The following is a 17,368-nucleotide window of genomic DNA, read 5'->3' on the forward strand; positions in this document are numbered from 1 at the left end:
CCATTCAATTAAAATTAAATTTAACTTGGAGCTAATAGATTTTCTTTAATCGCTTACTTTGAATTTTTTTTATTTAAAATTCAATCGTTTGAAATTCGTTTTTGAATAAACCGAATTAAGATCATAACTTATTGACAATAATCCATTTTAATTCCAATTTGGGGATAAAATCAAAATGAACATTCTAAAAACTAGAATTTGTTTACAGTTTAAAATTATGCATAATGTTCTAAAATTGTTCTGATTATCTTTTAATAACCTAAAAACTCGTTGAAAAGTTAAAAGTGTAATATAATCCATGTAAACTTTTCTTAAAATCACTAAAAATCAGCTTAATATATTTACTTGTTTTAAAAATCTCCTAAGAAAGTTAAAGAGAGATATCAAGTCAAAAATAATTCTCCTAAAAATTAACAGAATTACTTAATGACTATTATATGTATTTGAATGCTTAAAAGACTGAATGAACAATTGTTTAGTTCTTTTTTTTGTGTTTTTGGGTATAAGTAATTGATATAATTATGGTTATGAATTTTTATTTTTTGAATAAATTTAGGATAGCATTACTAAATGATGAATTCAATTAAGTTTCATTGTAATTAATGATTCTTAAAATATTTTAAAATGAAAATCTAAAACAGACAATTCTAATTTATTTTTTTGTAAATTGTTACTCCCTTTAAAAATAGGTTACACTTCATTTTATTACAATGTCGTAGTAACATATTTAAAATCATTATAATCAGAAAATCTTATTTTTTTAAAGTTAGCATACGATATAGTTGTCAATTATTACAAACTTAATAGTAGTGTTTTATGAAAAATTTAATATTAGTACGACATGCAAAGTCAAGTTGGGAATCTCCATTACATGACAAAGACAGACCATTAACAGCTCAAGGCATGAAAAGTGCGCATTTGGTTTCTTCCCATATAAAAAAATTTCTTCCTAAAACCTATAATGTTTGGAGTAGTACGGCAGAAAGAGCATTAGAAACAGCAATGATTTTTGCCCAAAATATATCATTTCCCTTAGATAGTATATTATATAAGGATGAGCTTTATACATTTGATGAAAGAAAATTAGAAAAAGTCATTAAAACCAGTAATAATGATTACGAGAATATTATTATTTTCGGGCATAACGAGGCTATTACAAATTTTGTTAATAAATTTGGAAATGTTTTTATAGATAATGTTCCTACTGCCGGATTTGTTCATATCGAATTCGATTCAGATACCTGGGACACAATCGAAAAAGGCCATACCAAGAAAATACTATTCCCCAGAGATTTAAAATAATAAAGAGTGTTAGAACAAAGATATATAGATAGAGAAAAAAGTTGGTTAGCCTTTAATGCAAGAGTACTTCAAGAAGCAGGTGATGACAGCGTTCCATTATTAGACCGTATGCGTTTTTTAGGGATTTTCTCTAATAATTTAGATGAGTTTTTTAGAGTTCGTTTTGCAGCGATTAGAAGATTAAGTTTAAGCGGAATAACCGGAGAAAAATATTTTGGTGGTGTATCTGCTCAACAATTAATAAAAGATATTACAGAAATAGTAATTCAACAACAGTCTGAAAGTTTAAGGATATTAAGCAATATTGAATCCAAATTACAGACTGAAAATATTTTTATCATTAATGAGAAGGATATTAACATAGATCAAAAAGTTTTTTTGAAAGACTTTTTTATTCAAACGTTAAGTCCTGAATTAGTTACCATTATATTAAATGACTTAGCCGAATTTCCTGTATTAAAAGATTCATCTGGTTACTTAGCGGTAAAATTAGTGATGAAAAAAGATCAGGAAGTGCGATATGCCATTATCGAGATTCCAAAAATGATCAATCGTTTTGTGGTATTGCCAAGTAATGATGAAAAGCAATATGTTATTTTAATTGATGATGTTATAAGAGACAATTTAAGTAGCATTTTTAATATTTTTGATTACGAAAGTGTATCGGCACACATGATAAAAATCACAAGAGATGCCCAATTGGATATCGATAGTGATTTGAGTAAGAGTATGCTGGAAAAAATTGCTTCCAGTGTAAAAGACAGAAGAATAGGAGAGCCTGTACGTTTTATTTATGATCAGGAAATTGATAAAGATACGCTTCAGTTTTTCTTGGATAAAATGAGTATCGATGCGACAGATAGTATCATTCCTGGTGGTAGATACCATAATCGTAGGGATTACATGGATTTTCCCAACTTAGGGAGATATGATTTATTGTATAAAAAGAATGACCCTTTACCAGTTCCGGGGCTTAGTCTGGAAGGTAGTATTTTGGAAAAAATAAATAAAAGGGATTATTTATTGAATGCTCCCTATCAGTCTTTTTCATACTTGATTAAGTTTTTGCGTGAAGCAGCCTTAGATCCTAAGGTTATCTCCATAAAAATTACATTATACCGATTGGCCAAAAATTCACAAATTATAAGTTCTCTAATTAATGCTGCCAAAAACGGAAAGAAAGTAACGGTTCAGATTGAGTTACAGGCTAGATTTGATGAAGCTTCAAATATTTCCTATTCTGAGCAAATGCAAACCGAAGGGATTGAACTTATTTTTGGAATAAAAGGATTAAAAGTTCATAGTAAAGTATGTGTTATTGAAAGATTTGAAAAGCATAAAATAAAAAGATACGGTTTTATTTCAACAGGGAACTTTAATGAATCTACAGCAAAAATATATACTGATGTCACCTTATTTACCTGTCATTCGCAAATCTTAAAAGACGTATCAAAAATATTTGAGTTTTTTGACACTAATTATAAAGTACAGCGTTATAAACATCTTATTGTTTCCCCTCAATATACAAGACAACGTTTTGTAAAAATGATTGATCGGGAAATTATACATGCCCTTGCCGGTAGAAAAACCTATATGAAGCTAAAGATGAATAGTTTATCAGACTTATTGATGATTGATAAACTATACGAAGCCAGTAAAGCAGGTGTTAAGATTCAGCTGGAGGTTAGAGGAATTTGTTCTCTAATTCCGGGAATAAAAGGACTAAGTGAAAACATAGAAGCCATTAGTATTGTAGATAATTATCTGGAGCATTCCAGAATTTATATATTTGGTAACGCAGGTTTACCTGAAGTTTATATTTCTTCGGCAGATTTTATGACCAGAAATATAGATGCAAGAGTAGAAGTTACATGTCCTATTTATGATCAAAATATAAAAAATGAATTGATAGATAATTTTGATTTAGGTTGGAAAGGAAACGTAAAAGCAAGATATCATTCCTATAAATTAGATAATAAATATAGAGTTCGTGGCAATAATCCAGTATTTAGGGCACAATTAGAGACTTATAAATATTATCAAAACAAAGTAGCAGTATTTGAAGAATCAGTTTAAATCTTCAAATCTCAAAACATAATAATTGCATAATAAACCATTAATGGTATCCATCAAAATATGATTAAAATAAAGAAATATGCCGCTATAGATATTGGATCAAATGCCATGCGTTTGTTAATTACCAACATTGTAGAGGAAGATGGTAAAGAACCTCAATTTAATAAAAGTTCGTTAGTAAGGGTTCCTATTCGTTTAGGACAGGATGCTTTTACAGTTGGAGAGATTTCTCTTGAAAATATAGAGCGAATGTGTGATGCCATGAAAGCATTCAATCTATTAATGAAAGTACATAAAGTAGAACGTTATATGGCGTTCGCAACGTCTGCAATGCGAGAGGCTTACAATGCAAAAGAAGTTGTGGCTTTGATTAAAAAAAAGGCAGATATAAAAATTGATATTATTGATGGTAAGAAAGAAGCAGCCATAATTGCTTCAACAGATTTACATCATTTAATAAAATCTGACGAAACCTATCTCTTTGTAGATGTAGGTGGGGGTAGTACAGAATTCACCTTATTTGCTAATGGAAAAATGGTTACCTCAAGATCTTTCAAAGCAGGTACTGTTCGATTATTGAACGAAATGGTTTGTGAAGTGGTTTGGAATGAAATTGAAAAATGGATTAAAACTATCACAGAAGATTATGAGGAAGTTACTCTAATTGGATCTGGTGGTAACATCAATAAACTATTTAAAATGTCTGGCAAAGTACAAGAAAAGCCCTTGTCTTACATTTATGTTAATTCTCAATATGCTTATTTGAATTCACTAACGTATGAGCAAAGAATATCACAATTGGGTTTAAACCCCGACCGAGCTGACGTAATTGTGCCTGCAACCCGAATTTATCTTAATGCAATGAAATGGAGTGGTGCCAGACAAATTTATGTACCAAAAATAGGGCTTTCTGATGGTATTGTGAAAGCTATGTTTTATGGGAAAATTTAAATAGATATAGAAATAGATTAATGATTTTTGACTTTAGATTTATAACTCTTTAATCAAAAATCATTAATCATTATTCAAAAAAACTTAATTAAGCATTTATATCCAAACCAAAGGTTGTTCTTAAAAGTTCTATGTTTGGATTTAACTCTAAAAGCCTATTGTAGCGATCCTGATCTGTAAAGCTTCTTTTGGTTTCAATAGTTTCATTTACATTAACTTGAATTGTAATGTCATGATTGTGCAAATGTCCTCTCAAATGTCCTAAAAGTCCAATCATTTCGCTTTCAAAATCCAGTTTTGAACCTTCATTAGGTAATTCAAAAGAAATATTTGTTCCATTTAATACAGGATCATTCATCAGCAACAAGGATTCCATTATCTTGTATCCTTTTTCACCAAGACGTTGTGCATATTTTGTCCATTGCAAAAGCATTTCGGTTTCTGAGAAAGGCTCCGAAGGTAATGTTGTAGTTTCTCTTACAAATCCTTTAATACTTTGTTCTAAAGCTTTTTTAGCTTTAATGCTAGAAAGTGATAATGCAGGAATTTTAGATTCGTTGCTCGGTGTGTTAGGACTTGTAATAGAAGGAGCTTGAGGCTTTTCCTGTGTAACTGCAATTGGATTTGAAACTTCAGCTTTTGAATTTGAATTTTCATTACCAATAGTATTTGTATTGCTATCGCTGTTGCTTTTTGGAACTTCTGCAATAGAATAATCAGGAGTTTTTCTATAATAAGTAGGTGGGATTATATATTGTTCAACTTTTTTTTTTCTCCATCAAAAGTGATAGAGGCTAATTGCATTAAGCAAAGTTCAACAAGCAGTCGTTGATTTTGACTGGCTTTATATTTTAAATCACAATCATTGGCAATATCGATTCCTTTTAATAAAAAATCTTGACTGCATTTTTGTGCCTGAATTCCGTACATTTTTTGTGCTTGTTCCCCAACTTCCAGTAAAACAAGGGTTGCAGGTGTTTTGCTAACTAATAAATCCCTAAAATGAGTGGCTAATCCTGATACAAAATGATGGCTGTCAAATCCTTTGGAAAGAATATCATTGAATGCCATTAATAAATCTGGGATCTTATTTTCAAGAATTAAATCAGTAACAGTAACATAAGTTTCGTAATCTAAAACGTTTAGATTTTCTGTTACGGCCTGACGGGTTAAGTTATTTCCGCAAAAAGAAACTACTCTATCAAAAATAGATAAAGCATCACGCATGGCACCATCTGCCTTTTGGGCGATAATATGCAAAGCATCATCTTCAAAAACAACATTTTGGCTGGTTGCTACATCAGCTAGATGCTCTTTTGCATCTTTTACCGTGATTCTTTTGAAATCAAAAATCTGACAACGAGATAAAATCGTTGGAATGATTTTATGTTTCTCTGTTGTTGCTAAAATAAAAATAGCATGTTTTGGCGGTTCTTCCAATGTTTTTAGGAAAGCATTAAAAGCTGCCGAAGACAACATGTGCACCTCGTCTATAATATAAACTTTGTATTGTCCTGTTTGTGGCGGGATACGCACTTGGTCGATTAGATTTCGAATATCGTCTACTGAATTGTTAGAAGCAGCATCGAGTTCGAATACATTGAAGGCAAAATCTTCGTTAGGATCATCATAACCTGGCTGATTTATTTTACGGGCCAATATACGAGCGCAAGTTGTTTTTCCTACTCCTCGAGGTCCTGTAAATAAAAGAGCCGAAGCCAAGTGATTGTTTTCTATGGCATTAAGCAAAGTATTGGTAATGGCTTTTTGTCCCACCACATCTTTAAATGTTTGTGGACGGTATTTACGTGCCGATACTATAAATTGTTCCATAGGTATTTTTATTCGAAAGCAAATATAGTTTTAAAAAACTCAAATCCAAAATAAACAAAATTCAAATTTTGAAAAACAACCTAAAAGCAATTTTAAGGTAAATTTGGAGTAGGATTTAAAAATTTCAGTCCTGATAATGGGTAATCAGATACTCCTTTTTGCTGAATCAACACTTTTATTTTTGTTCCTAAGTCCATCAACAATCTATAATTTATGATTGATTCTTCTAAGGCTAATTTTGCATTCGATATTTTTTCTTTTAGCATTGTATCTTGGTATTCCTTGAAACCTAGTCCTAGTAGAAAGCTAGTTTGATTAACCAACCCTCGGTATTTTAATCCGTATTTTGAGCCCCAATGTTTTAACGCTGAAAAATTGGTATGTGTCGTGATATCTTGTTCCCCAATGAATTGATATGGATTATCATTGATTTGGTGTTTGTTATAACACAAGAGCGTTCCCAAACATTTATTTATTTTATACATTTCTGATGATAGTGCACCATAATCAATAGTGATAACGTATCCTTTTTTGAGCCATTGTGCTATTTCTTTTATCCAAGTGGTGGCTTCAAGATTTATTTCGGTTCGGAATCCTTTTGGTAATGTCACATTTAGAGCTTCAAAATAAGCAAGAAGAGTTGGATTTGCTGGTTGTAATACTTCTTTGAATCCATTCTCATAATCTACAAAGACTTCCATTAATTGATCTTGCATAACAACTTGATGTACAGCAAAATTATCGACTAATTCATTTGATAGTATACAGGTATTCATTTGAGGGATTTCTTGAATAGAAGAATGCCAGCTCACTTTTTCATGTAAATGTTTTTTTTCTATTTCACGCATGCTACTGCTTTTTTCGATAATAGAATAGGAGCAATCATTATATAAGTCCGCATTGTTTTTTAGATAATCTAAAATGTCATGGCATAATAATCCGGTTCCGGCTCCATATTCAATAATTCTCAATGCTTTTTTGCCTAAATTTTTCCACATTTCCTCTATTTGTCGCCCTAACATGACTCCAAAAGAAGCCGATAGACTGGCATTGGTATAGAAATCACCTTCGGCTCCAATTATATTTTGTTTGGAGTTATAATAGCCCAACTCCGGATAATACAAAACCATTTCCATAAAATCCCGAAATGACATAAGCCCTTGATTTTTGATTTGTTCGATTATTATTTCTGAAAGTAGCATTGGTTTAAAAATATCAAATTCTAAATTCCAATTTATGTGGATCTAAAAATGTTCTTGATTTGCACCGAATCGCGTGAAGGATAGCAGGAAGCTACCGAAGTAGCCCGGATAGCCTGACAGCAGTAGAGAAGGAGCCGGATAAGCGGTTTGTATATTGGGCTCCTTTTCTACTGGTGGCACGCCCTTGTTTTAATTTATGAGAAGATGATTTTATCTTCCCTTAATACTTAATTGGATTAGTACTTGTGTAGCTTCATTGACAGAATTTGCGGCAAATCCAGCTACATATACGCCTTTTTCACCTGAGCTTGATTTTATTCCATAGACAACAGCTTCGTCATCTGGACTTGAATCTCCCTCGTAACGATAAATATGCACAATCTCATATTTGTCTGGATTTTTTACAATATCAGCTTCGTTAAGATTGAAATCATAGGTAAAACCTTTTTCTTTTAAATCTTCCAAGGCTTCAGAAACAGTAGAATAATGATACATTTTTGCCATGATATAAAGGAGATTAGTATTATGGAATAAAGTTAACTATTTTATAATTAAGATGTTGTAAAAGTATGGTTAAAGTAAATATTTTAGAATAGTAAACCAGTAATAAAAAATGTAAATTTGCGCCGCAGACCGCCTTATCGTCGTCCCGATGAATCGGGAGGGAGGAAAGTCCGGACACCAAAGAGAAGCATAGCGGGTAACACCCGTCGGTTGCGTTTTAGGACGCGATTAGGACAAGTGCAACAGAAAGTATGTACAGGTAATGCTGTAGTGAAACCAGGTAAACTCTATGCGGTGAAATATCAAGTATATCAGCATTTAAGGGTTTCTCGTCCGTTGCTGAAGGGTAGATAGCTTGAGTCTTGCAGTAATGCAAGATCTAGATAAATGATAAGGTATCGTCGCAAGACGAGAACAGAATCCGGCTTATAGGTCTGCATTTTTTTTTGCTGTTTTTTATGTTTTTTTATTATTTTAGTAAAAAAAACATGAAAAAGTTTCCTTTTTTGTCTTCATCGCAATCACTTTTACTTTTTAGAATAGTACTTCCTTTGTTTTTTGTAGCCCATGCGGTTACGAGAATAGCAAACGGAACTATAGAACGATTTGCTGGTTTTTTATCTAACAAAGGCTTTTTTGCAACTACCGCAATGGTATGGGGTATTACTTTCTATGAGATTGTTGGAGGACTAGCACTTGCTTTTGGTTATTTCCAAAGGTATCTTTCTCTTGGATTTATCTTAATGCTAATTATGGGTAACATCATCATACACTATGAGAATGGTTGGTGGGTTGGTGAGCATGGTGCTGGCGGAATGGAATATAGTTGTGCCTTAATTTTAGGCTTAATCGTTATTGCCGCTTCTAAAGATGAAAAACTAGCTTTAAAAAAGGACTAGTTGTTTGTTATCTTAAATTCTATCCCAATATTTCGCACACTGTTAATACTGATTCGATCATCGTTTTTAAAATATTTTCGAATCTTACTGATATAAACATCCATACTTCTTCCGGAAAAAAAATCGTCACTGCCCCAAACGGTTTTTAATATTTGTTCCCGTTTTACCATTTGATTTTTGTGTGTATAGAAAAAATGGATTAGAGCGGCTTCTTTTTCAGTAAGTTGCTGAATCATAGAGTTGTTTTTTAGACAAAGCCGCTTGGTGTCAAATACATAAGTGCCTATTTGTAATTCATCAATTGTAGAAAAATGAGTTTGTTTTTGTTGACTTCTTTTCAAGATATTATTTAGTCGTAAAACAAGCTCATCAGCCTCAAATGGTTTTACGATATAATCATCGGCACCCAATTTTAGTCCAATGATTTTATCTTCTTTTAGCTTTCTGGCTGTGAGGAATATAAAAGGTATTTCGGGATTTATTTTGATGATTTTTTCGGCAAGGGTAAATCCATCCATTTTGGGCATCATCACATCAAAAACGCAAATATCAAAGTTTTCCGTTTGAAATAAAGTCAAGGCATCTTCTCCGTTTTCTGCCCAAGTAATGTCATACTGGTATAATTCTAAATATTGTTTGAGAACGCTTGCAAAATCAGTATCGTCTTCGGCTAAAAGTACTTTTTTCAATGGCAGTATATTAGACTTTAAACATAATTGTAAATACCGATCCTTTTCCCAAGTCACTCATAACGGCAATAGTACCTTGATGTGCTTTTATGATTTGGTTCACATAATACAATCCCAATCCCAATCCTTTCGCATTATGAAGATTACCTTGCTCAACTCTGTAAAATTTATCAAACAATAAGGAATGCTTGTTTTTTGAAATTCCAATTCCATCATCTTTGATACTGATATTGAATTGATTTTTGATTAATTCTGTTTTGATCGTGATTTTGGTGCTGCCATATTTCACGGCATTTTCGAGCACATTTAAAATAGCTGTTGTCAAATGAAATTTATCCAAGACCAAAGAAGTTTCTTTAGTATTAAAATCGGTTTCAATAGTCACTTTTGGATACGCAATCTTAAAATCAGCAACAATGGCATTCAAAAATAATTCGGTTGCGATTTTCTCTTTTTGCAATTCGATTTCATTTTCACCCAAAGAATTGGCCATTACCTGATCGATTAAACTTTGCAAACGATTGTTTTGGCGTGAAATAGTATCAAGGACACTACTGAACTGCTGTTCATTATCCCTAATGTCTTTTCGTTCTAATATCTTTGTGGAGATTCCTAAAGTGGTCAGAGGAGTTTTGAGTTCATGTGTTATATTATTGATGAAATCGGTTTTGACATCACTCACTTTTTTTTGTTTGATTAGTGCTTTTATAGCAATAACAAACAGAGTTATTAAGGTTAGAATTGAAAGCAGTGACAGTAATAAAACCATTCTCATTCTTTTTAGAATTATGGCTTCCCAATCAATTACAGAGACATACATGGAGTCTTCCGTAAGTAATTTATAATCCTGCATTACAGAAGAACCACTTGTTGTACTAACATAATTCCGAACTAAAAAGGCATTGTTTAAAGTTGTCAAATTGCCATACATTTTATTTTTTATAACAGGCTTTTCGGAGAAAATAGTATCTGCTTTTTTATGACTGTTGTAAATGACAAACTTGTTAAGAACAATGGCAAAATCTATTGAAATATCTGGAAATTCACGTTTAAATTTAAGGTGCAGTTTGCGGGTTAATTCACTTCCGGATTCATTATCAAGCAAAGTACTTTCTATATGGAATTTAGGCTTTTTGTTTAAAACATAATTTTGTGCCAACTGCTTATACAATAATTCTTTTTTATTGACGTAAGCCGAATCAATATCGCTGTAATCATTTGTTATCTGGGCAATTTTATCTTTGATTTCAGTGTGAAATTGAGCCACTTTATAATCATAAGTAGTCTTTACTAAATAGCATTGCACCACAGATAGAGCAATCAGAGCAACTACTGAAAACGCGATTAATAAATTGATTCTTTGCTTCATTTGGTGAAAATTAAAAATGCTTAAACGCAATTAATGCCTGAAAAAAAGCTTTTGTCACAAATTACACGAATTATCACAAATTTATAATGAAAGAACCAATACAATCTGCGTAAATCTGCAAAATCTGCGTGCTATTTTTACCTGCTAAGCAACATAGGCAAGCATAAAATTGAATTCAAAAATAATCCTTTTATTATTCAAATTAGCCATTAACTCCGCATTAACCTTCGATTAACTTAGGAAGTGAGTATTTAGAATCATTTTTGCATTCAAAATACTGAAAAATATAAATTATGAAAAATCTATTATCCATAGTGATTTTACTTGGAGTTACATTTTGTTATGGGCAAGGACTTGAGAAAGTAATTGTTAATAATTCAGATACCAATGACTTATATATCAATGACGGTGACTCAAAATCTTTGTATTATTACAAAATTGTTCCAAATACTGAAATTATTGGAGCTTTGGTAATTTTACCATCTGGAGGAGAAACTACAGAAGATTTACTAAAACAAATAACATTACATCAACTTGCTGTTCAAAAAGGAATCTTAGTAATTATTCCTTCAGTAAATTGGGGAACCGATAGCCGAGAGGCTGAATTCTATTTTTTAAATACGATTTTTAATGAAATAGTAATAAAGTACAATGTTTCCAAGGATAATTTTATTTTGGGAGGCCTGTCGAATGGAGGTATCATTTCATTGACCTATGCGGAAAAAGCCACAAAAAACCCAAATAAATTTTTCTTAATTCCCAAAGGAGTATTTGCTTTAGATACTCCACTGGATCAAGCCCGTTTCTATAAATATTGCGAAAGAGAAATTGAACGAAATCTTTCTGAAGCAGGAGTAAATGAGGCAAGATGGATAAAGAATAATTCCGATAGTTTGTATGGTGGTTCCCCAGATAAATTCCCAGATAAGTATATTGAAGCATCCATTTTTTCTTTTGGAGCAAAAGAAGGAGGAAATGCAAAATACTTAAAAGGCACACCTATACGTATGTATACAGATTTAGATGTTGATTGGCTAATCAATAAACGCCACCGTGATTTGTATGATTGGAATGGAATTGATATAGTTGCTATGATAAATCAATTGAAAGTTATGGGTAATAAAAATGCAAATGTAATTATTAGTCAAGGAAAAGGAGTAAGATTAGACGGCAGTAAAAATCCACATTCTTGGTCAATAATGGATTCGCAAGATTGTCTAAATTGGATTCTTAATTTACTTAATAATGAATAAAATTATAATCATTGTACTTTGTTTTACCATTTCTGGATTTGGATATGGACAGAATACAACTGCGAAGGACAGTATATCAAACAATTTAAGCGAAGTAATTGTTACTAAAGAAAAGAAAATGTTCTCCAATAAAAATGGAAATATAAAAGTTGATGTGGCCAATTCGATTCTAAATGCAACTCCCAATACAATAGATTTACTATCAAAATTACCCAATATTACGATAAGTGCCGACAAAGAAAATATTACGGTTATAGGAAAGGGAAATCCTTTGGTATACATAGATAACCAAAAAGTAGGAATTAGTGATTTGAACGCCTTGACTGTAGATGACATTAAAACCATTGAACTCATTAATAATCCTTCCTCTAAATATGAAGCCGAAGGAAGAGCCGTCATTTTGATTACCAGAAAATTTAGCAAAAAAGAAGGTTCACAAACGACTTTATCCGAAGTGGCTTCCTTTAAAAAATCATTCAATAATTATCTAGGGATAAATTCAAGTTTCAAAAAGAACAAATTAGAATGGAAAGTCAATTTTAACTTCAACAGATTGAATCCTTGGGAAAGCCATAGTATTGATTATCAAATACCAGAAGCTGATATAATCTCAAACTATAATGTTGCTACAGCAAATACCCAAAGGAAGCAGTTTATTTTTGGAGGCAGTTTGTTTTATAAAATCAATGATGACGATTATTTTTCAATCAGTGCAAACAGTAAATTGCAAAGCGAACCTTTTGATATAAACACTACAACTTATAACAAGAAAGAAGCTGTAGAAAATAATATTGTAACTCACAGTGATAATAAGAGTACAAAGAACTTTATTAACACTTTTGTTAATTATTCCAAGAAGATAAAATCAATAGATACTCAATTGTTTACTGGTTTTCAATATTCAAATTTTGATCAGGATTCTAAATCTTTAGTTCAGAATAATTTCAACGATACTCAATTTGAAAGGGCTCAAAATAGTAATCAAAAATTTAATATTGATGTTTTTTCCGGTAGGGCAGATCTCGAAAAGAAGTTTAAAAACGAAATGAAGTTGGAATACGGCGGACTTTATTTATCAGCGAATGCCAAAACTGATTTTAAAATCTTGAATTTTGATACCAATATTACAATCAACTCCAATTATAATTTCAAAGAGAAGAATAGTGCAGCTTATACACAATTGTCTGGAAGCCTTAAAAAGATTGGATATTCAGTTGGTTTAAGAGTTGAAAACACCAATATTGTTGGGGAGTTTAAGAATGATAATGCGCCATTAATCAATAAAAACTACACTGATTTTTTTCCGAAAGTACAGCTGGATATTCCGATTGATAGTACCAAATCTATAACTTTAAACTATTTCAAAAGTATTTCGAGACCCAATTATTCATCTACAAGTCAGGGAGCCACTTATATCAATCCCTATTTTTTATATTCCAGGAATATCAATTTAGATCCAACTATCAATAATCAAATTTCATCCAGTTTTCAATATCATGACAAATCAGTAAAGCTAAGCTATTACGTAAATACAGATCCAGTATACAGTAGCTTTATATTTGATAGTCAAAACAACATACTGACTTTTAGAGAAACTAATTTTGAGAAAGAATCTGGGTTTAATTTAGAATTTACCTTGCCTTTCACATATAAAAATTGGACATCGACCAATAGCTTAAGCTGCATATTGAATAAAATAGAAGATGATTCGGCATTGTTTATAGCATCAAAACCCTATTTATACTATTATTCCAGTAATGAATTTAAACTCCCAAAAGAGTATACAATAGTAATGACAGCCTGGGGTTTAACGGAACAAAAAGAAGGTGTTTTTGAAAGAAATGCAAAATTCATCTTGGATTTAGGAATTTCAAAAATATTTTTCAAGAATTGGGATTGTACCTTAAGTTATAATGACATTTTTAGGAATATGATTTATGAAGAAAGATTTACCATAAATAATATCAACTCAAAAGCCAGATATTTGGTGGATTCACATGAATTTTCGATAGCCATTAAATATTCTTTTGGAAAAATAAAATCAACTGAGTTTAAGGAAAAAAGCATTGATGATAACTCCAATAGAATTAGATAAAATCTTAAAAAAGCCCTTGAATTTCAAGGGCTTTGTAAGTATATATTCTTTGATAAATTAACCTTCGTCTTCTTCTGTGTCTTTACGATTAGACTCGTCATCAACTTCTTCCTCTTCGGTTGAATCCAATTCGAAGAAACTAAAAACAGAGCCACCATAACTTTTCTGGAAAGAAAAATTAATCATGTGATCCAGTTTGGTATATTTAGAATGTTCAATAATCATCATGCCTTCATCGTCGAGTAATCCTTTTTCGAAAACCAATAATACAATTTTTTCAAAAGTTTTTTGATCTAAACCATAAGGAGGATCTGCAAAAATAATGTCGTAAGAAGTTTTGTTTTTTTCTAAAAAAGTAAAAACATCGCTTTTTGTAGCAGCAATATTAAAATCGTATTCAGCAGCTACTTGCTTAATGAATTTTACACAACCAAAATCAGCATCAACTGAGGTAATGGGCATGCTACCACGTGAAGCAAATTCATAACTGATATTACCAGTTCCTGCAAATAAGTCTAATACTTTTAGGCCATCAAAGTCAAAATTATTATTCAAAACATTAAACAATGCTTCTTTACTCATGTCCGTTGTTGGGCGAACAGGTAAGCCTTTTGGTGGCATAATGCGTCTTCCTTTGTATTTTCCGGATATGATTCTCATGAGTTAAAAAGTATAAAATGTTGCTGATTTTGAGCTTTTGTGAAAGGGTTGTTTTTTTGTAAATCAGTCACATCAAAGAAGGATATATTTCGAATGTATTTGAAAGCGATTTTATAGAAATCATCTTCTTCTGAAATGGCTCCTAATAATTCCAATTTAAAACTTTCGGGATTCATATTTAATTGTTCTGCAGTAAAAAGCAAATAATAAATAAAATCTTCCGGAGTTTTATATTCGAATGAATTGAATAACAGTAGTTTTTGATTTTGGATAACAATAATTTCAAAATGACCCGGATTAAAATGAACCATCATTTTCTTGTCATCATTATTTTTGGAGGCATCCAAAAGTTTTGAAACTAAAATACTGTTGGCATGTCTGTAATCAAATGAACCAAATTGATCTATAAAAAAATTATTGATATTTACGTAAGGTATATAAACCACATTCATTTGATAATTTGTGATTTCATCAAATGCAAAAAAATCTGTTTCAAAAACCTTGGTATTGTATTGTAAATAACTAGCCAAAAATTGTTCATCAAACAATGCTGTAGGAACAAATGTCGAAAGATTATTATTATGTATTACTTGAATCTCGTCATAAGATTCTTTTAATTCCGGATAATCCCGAAAGGCATCCGAAAATAAATCCTCAATTTTGGTTGCTTTATGAAAAGTGTCAAACCGTACCTCATTTAGTGAGGTAATCTTATTGTTCAAAGTGTCAAAACAACAAAAAGAAAGTCCTGTCAAGGAAACTTGAATTGATAGCTTTTTGTATTTTTTATCTGTTATATTGGTGTTTTGCATTGACATTGTTTGATTTACAATTCATTATAGACCATGAATTATAGTTGGATTTCATACGATTGCAAACTTACAAATTTTATTTTTTAGTTTAAAAGTTTAGATAGTTATTCGTTTAGATGGTTTGTGCCTAAGTGAAGTGCAATCTAAAACTTGTAAACCAATAAACTTTTGACCTTTTTTCACTTAATTTGCAATCAAATTACAATCCATGAATTCCTCCTCATTTTATAGCCTTTTACAGCGAAAATTCCCTTTTCAGCCAACTTACAAACAGGATATCTTTTTTCAAAAAATAGCCGTGTTTTTGACTGAGAACGAGAATGACACTATTTTTGTTCTAAAAGGTTATGCAGGAACAGGAAAAACTACTGTTATCTCTACGATTGTAAATAGTTTATTGGATATTAATAAGAAATATGTTTTGTTGGCACCAACAGGACGTGCTGCTAAAGTAATTGCCAATTATTCAGAAAAGCCAGCTTTTACAATTCATAAAAAAATATATTTCCCCAAGAAAACTTCTGGAGGAGGGGTTGCATTTACTTTACAGCCAAACAAACACAAAAACACTATTTTCATAGTCGATGAGGCCTCGATGATTTCTGATACGAATTCGGATTCTAAATTATATGAAAACGGTTCTTTGCTAGATGATTTGATTTCCTATGTGTATTCGGGTACCAATTGTAAAATGATTTTATTGGGAGATATAGCTCAATTACCTCCTGTAAATCTAGAAGTTAGCCCTGCATTAGACATTCAAACATTGAGTTTGAATTACAACAAAGAAGTCGATTATATTGAACTGGACGAAGTAATGCGTCAGGAAGAAAGTTCAGGAATTTTGCATAATGCCACCGAATTGCGAGAATTATTGAAGGATTCTTTTATAACCGACTTTAAGTTTGATGTTCGTAAATTCAAGGATATTGTACGATTGACAGATGGTTACGATATTCAGGATGCTATTAATTCGGCTTACAGTAATTACAGTATAGAAGATACGGCTTTTATTGTACGGTCGAATAAAAGAGCCAATCAATACAATGAGCAAATTCGATCCAAAATTCTCGATAAAGAAAGTGAACTGTCTACAGGTGATTTCCTGATGGTTGTGAAGAATAATTATTTTTGGCTAAAAGACTCTGATGAAGCTGGATTTATTGCTAATGGTGATATTATCGAGGTTCTGGAAATGTTTGGCATAAAAGAATTATACGGCTTTAAATTTGCCAAAGTAAAAATCCGAATGATTGATTACCCTAATCAAAAGCCCTTTGAAACTGTACTTTTGATGGATACTATAAAAAGTGAATCTCCTTCTTTAACATTCGAAGAATCTAATAGACTGTATCAGGAAGTTCTAAAAGATTATGAAGGAGAAACCAAATTCAAACAATTTCAGAAAGTAAAAACCAATGAGTATTTCAATGGTTTGCAAGTTAAATTCTCATATGCGATAACTTGCCACAAATCACAAGGAGGGCAGTGGAATACCGTTTTCATTGAACAACCGTATTTGCCAAACGGCATAGACAGAGATTATATCCGATGGTTATACACCGCTATGACACGTGCCAAAAATAAACTATATTTGATAGGATTTAAGGATGAGAGTTTTGTAGATTAAACTATCATTGTTATAACTGTAGAGACGCGATTTATCGCGTCTAACATATAGTTGTTACGTGAGACGCGATAAATTGCGTCTGTACATTATATT

The 17,368-nt window shown here is 31.5% G+C and carries 15 protein-coding genes and 1 other RNA gene; 8 read left to right on the top strand and 8 right to left on the bottom strand.

Annotated features, from left to right (window positions below; genetic code table 11):
- Positions 1–816 precede the first annotated feature (816 nt).
- From OZP08_RS13105 to OZP08_RS13115, 3 genes are read left to right on the top strand one after another with little or no spacing between them, the layout of a single operon-like run.
- On the top strand, positions 817–1,302 hold the full coding sequence (locus OZP08_RS13105) for a SixA phosphatase family protein (protein ID WP_268846532.1): 486 nt from the start codon (positions 817–819) through the stop codon (positions 1,300–1,302).
- Positions 1,303–1,308: 6 nt separating this feature from the next.
- Complete coding sequence (ppk1, locus tag OZP08_RS13110; protein WP_268846533.1) at positions 1,309–3,378, top strand: polyphosphate kinase 1; 2,070 nt, start codon at positions 1,309–1,311, stop codon at positions 3,376–3,378.
- A gap of 60 nt (positions 3,379–3,438) precedes the next feature.
- Positions 3,439–4,329: a Ppx/GppA phosphatase family protein gene (locus tag OZP08_RS13115; protein WP_281322055.1), complete on the top strand. Its 891-nt coding sequence runs from the start codon at positions 3,439–3,441 to the stop codon at positions 4,327–4,329.
- 88 nt (positions 4,330–4,417) lie between these two features.
- Here the strand turns inward: OZP08_RS13115 and OZP08_RS13120 are convergent, their stop codons facing one another.
- The 4 genes from OZP08_RS13120 to OZP08_RS13135 all read right to left on the bottom strand — a co-directional run bounded on the left by OZP08_RS13120 (position 4,418) and on the right by OZP08_RS13135 (position 7,868).
- On the bottom strand, positions 4,418–4,762 hold the full coding sequence (locus tag OZP08_RS13120) for a DNA polymerase III (RefSeq protein WP_281322056.1): 345 nt from the start codon (positions 4,760–4,762) through the stop codon (positions 4,418–4,420).
- 314 nt (positions 4,763–5,076) lie between these two features.
- Positions 5,077–6,162: a DNA polymerase III subunit gamma/tau gene (dnaX, locus tag OZP08_RS13125; RefSeq protein WP_281322057.1), complete on the bottom strand. Its 1,086-nt coding sequence runs from the start codon at positions 6,160–6,162 to the stop codon at positions 5,077–5,079.
- Between the two features lie 92 nt (positions 6,163–6,254).
- Positions 6,255–7,364, bottom strand: coding sequence for a class I SAM-dependent methyltransferase (locus OZP08_RS13130; RefSeq protein ID WP_268846534.1), 1,110 nt, complete (start codon positions 7,362–7,364; stop codon positions 6,255–6,257).
- Positions 7,365–7,574: 210 nt separating this feature from the next.
- Complete coding sequence (locus OZP08_RS13135) at positions 7,575–7,868, bottom strand: SH3 domain-containing protein (RefSeq protein ID WP_268846535.1); 294 nt, start codon at positions 7,866–7,868, stop codon at positions 7,575–7,577.
- 121 nt (positions 7,869–7,989) lie between these two features.
- On the opposite strand from OZP08_RS13135, the gene rnpB reads away from it, so the two are divergent.
- Together rnpB and OZP08_RS13145 are read left to right on the top strand one after the other, a co-directional pair.
- An RNA gene (gene rnpB, locus OZP08_RS13140) (RNase P RNA component class A) lies at positions 7,990–8,313 on the top strand.
- Positions 8,314–8,356: 43 nt separating this feature from the next.
- Positions 8,357–8,767, top strand: a complete 411-nt coding sequence (locus OZP08_RS13145; protein ID WP_268846536.1) for a DoxX family protein — start codon at positions 8,357–8,359, stop codon at positions 8,765–8,767.
- Here the strand turns inward: OZP08_RS13145 and OZP08_RS13150 are convergent.
- Together OZP08_RS13150 and OZP08_RS13155 are read right to left on the bottom strand one after the other, a co-directional pair.
- A complete protein-coding gene (locus tag OZP08_RS13150) occupies positions 8,764–9,456 on the bottom strand; it encodes a response regulator transcription factor (protein ID WP_281322058.1) in 693 nt (230 codons plus the stop codon). The genes OZP08_RS13145 and OZP08_RS13150 overlap by 4 nt on opposite strands.
- 10 nt (positions 9,457–9,466) lie before the next feature.
- Positions 9,467–10,825, bottom strand: a complete 1,359-nt coding sequence (locus OZP08_RS13155; protein ID WP_281322059.1) for a sensor histidine kinase — start codon at positions 10,823–10,825, stop codon at positions 9,467–9,469.
- Positions 10,826–11,118: 293 nt separating this feature from the next.
- On the opposite strand from OZP08_RS13155, the gene OZP08_RS13160 reads away from it, so the two are divergent.
- Both OZP08_RS13160 and OZP08_RS13165 read left to right on the top strand, forming a co-directional pair.
- Positions 11,119–12,078: a hypothetical protein gene (locus OZP08_RS13160; RefSeq protein WP_268846539.1), complete on the top strand. Its 960-nt coding sequence runs from the start codon at positions 11,119–11,121 to the stop codon at positions 12,076–12,078.
- On the top strand, positions 12,071–14,173 hold the full coding sequence (locus OZP08_RS13165; protein WP_268846540.1) for an outer membrane beta-barrel family protein: 2,103 nt from the start codon (positions 12,071–12,073) through the stop codon (positions 14,171–14,173). The genes OZP08_RS13160 and OZP08_RS13165 overlap by 8 nt, the downstream gene beginning before the upstream one ends.
- A 57-nt stretch (positions 14,174–14,230) precedes the next feature.
- Here OZP08_RS13165 and OZP08_RS13170 read toward each other — a convergent pair whose 3' ends face one another.
- Both OZP08_RS13170 and OZP08_RS13175 read right to left on the bottom strand, forming a co-directional pair.
- Entirely contained in the window at positions 14,231–14,833 is a 603-nt protein-coding gene (locus tag OZP08_RS13170) for an RsmD family RNA methyltransferase (protein WP_268846541.1), read from the bottom strand.
- Complete coding sequence (locus OZP08_RS13175) at positions 14,830–15,651, bottom strand: DUF3822 family protein (protein ID WP_281322060.1); 822 nt, start codon at positions 15,649–15,651, stop codon at positions 14,830–14,832. The genes OZP08_RS13170 and OZP08_RS13175 overlap by 4 nt, the downstream gene beginning before the upstream one ends.
- Before the next feature lie 202 nt (positions 15,652–15,853).
- On the opposite strand from OZP08_RS13175, the gene OZP08_RS13180 reads away from it, so the two are divergent.
- A complete protein-coding gene (locus tag OZP08_RS13180) occupies positions 15,854–17,275 on the top strand; it encodes an ATP-dependent DNA helicase (RefSeq protein WP_281322061.1) in 1,422 nt (473 codons plus the stop codon).
- The last annotated feature ends 93 nt before the right edge of the window (positions 17,276–17,368 follow it).

This window comes from Flavobacterium aestivum (assembly GCF_026870175.2).
GTDB classification, from domain to species: Bacteria; Bacteroidota; Bacteroidia; order Flavobacteriales; family Flavobacteriaceae; genus Flavobacterium; species Flavobacterium aestivum.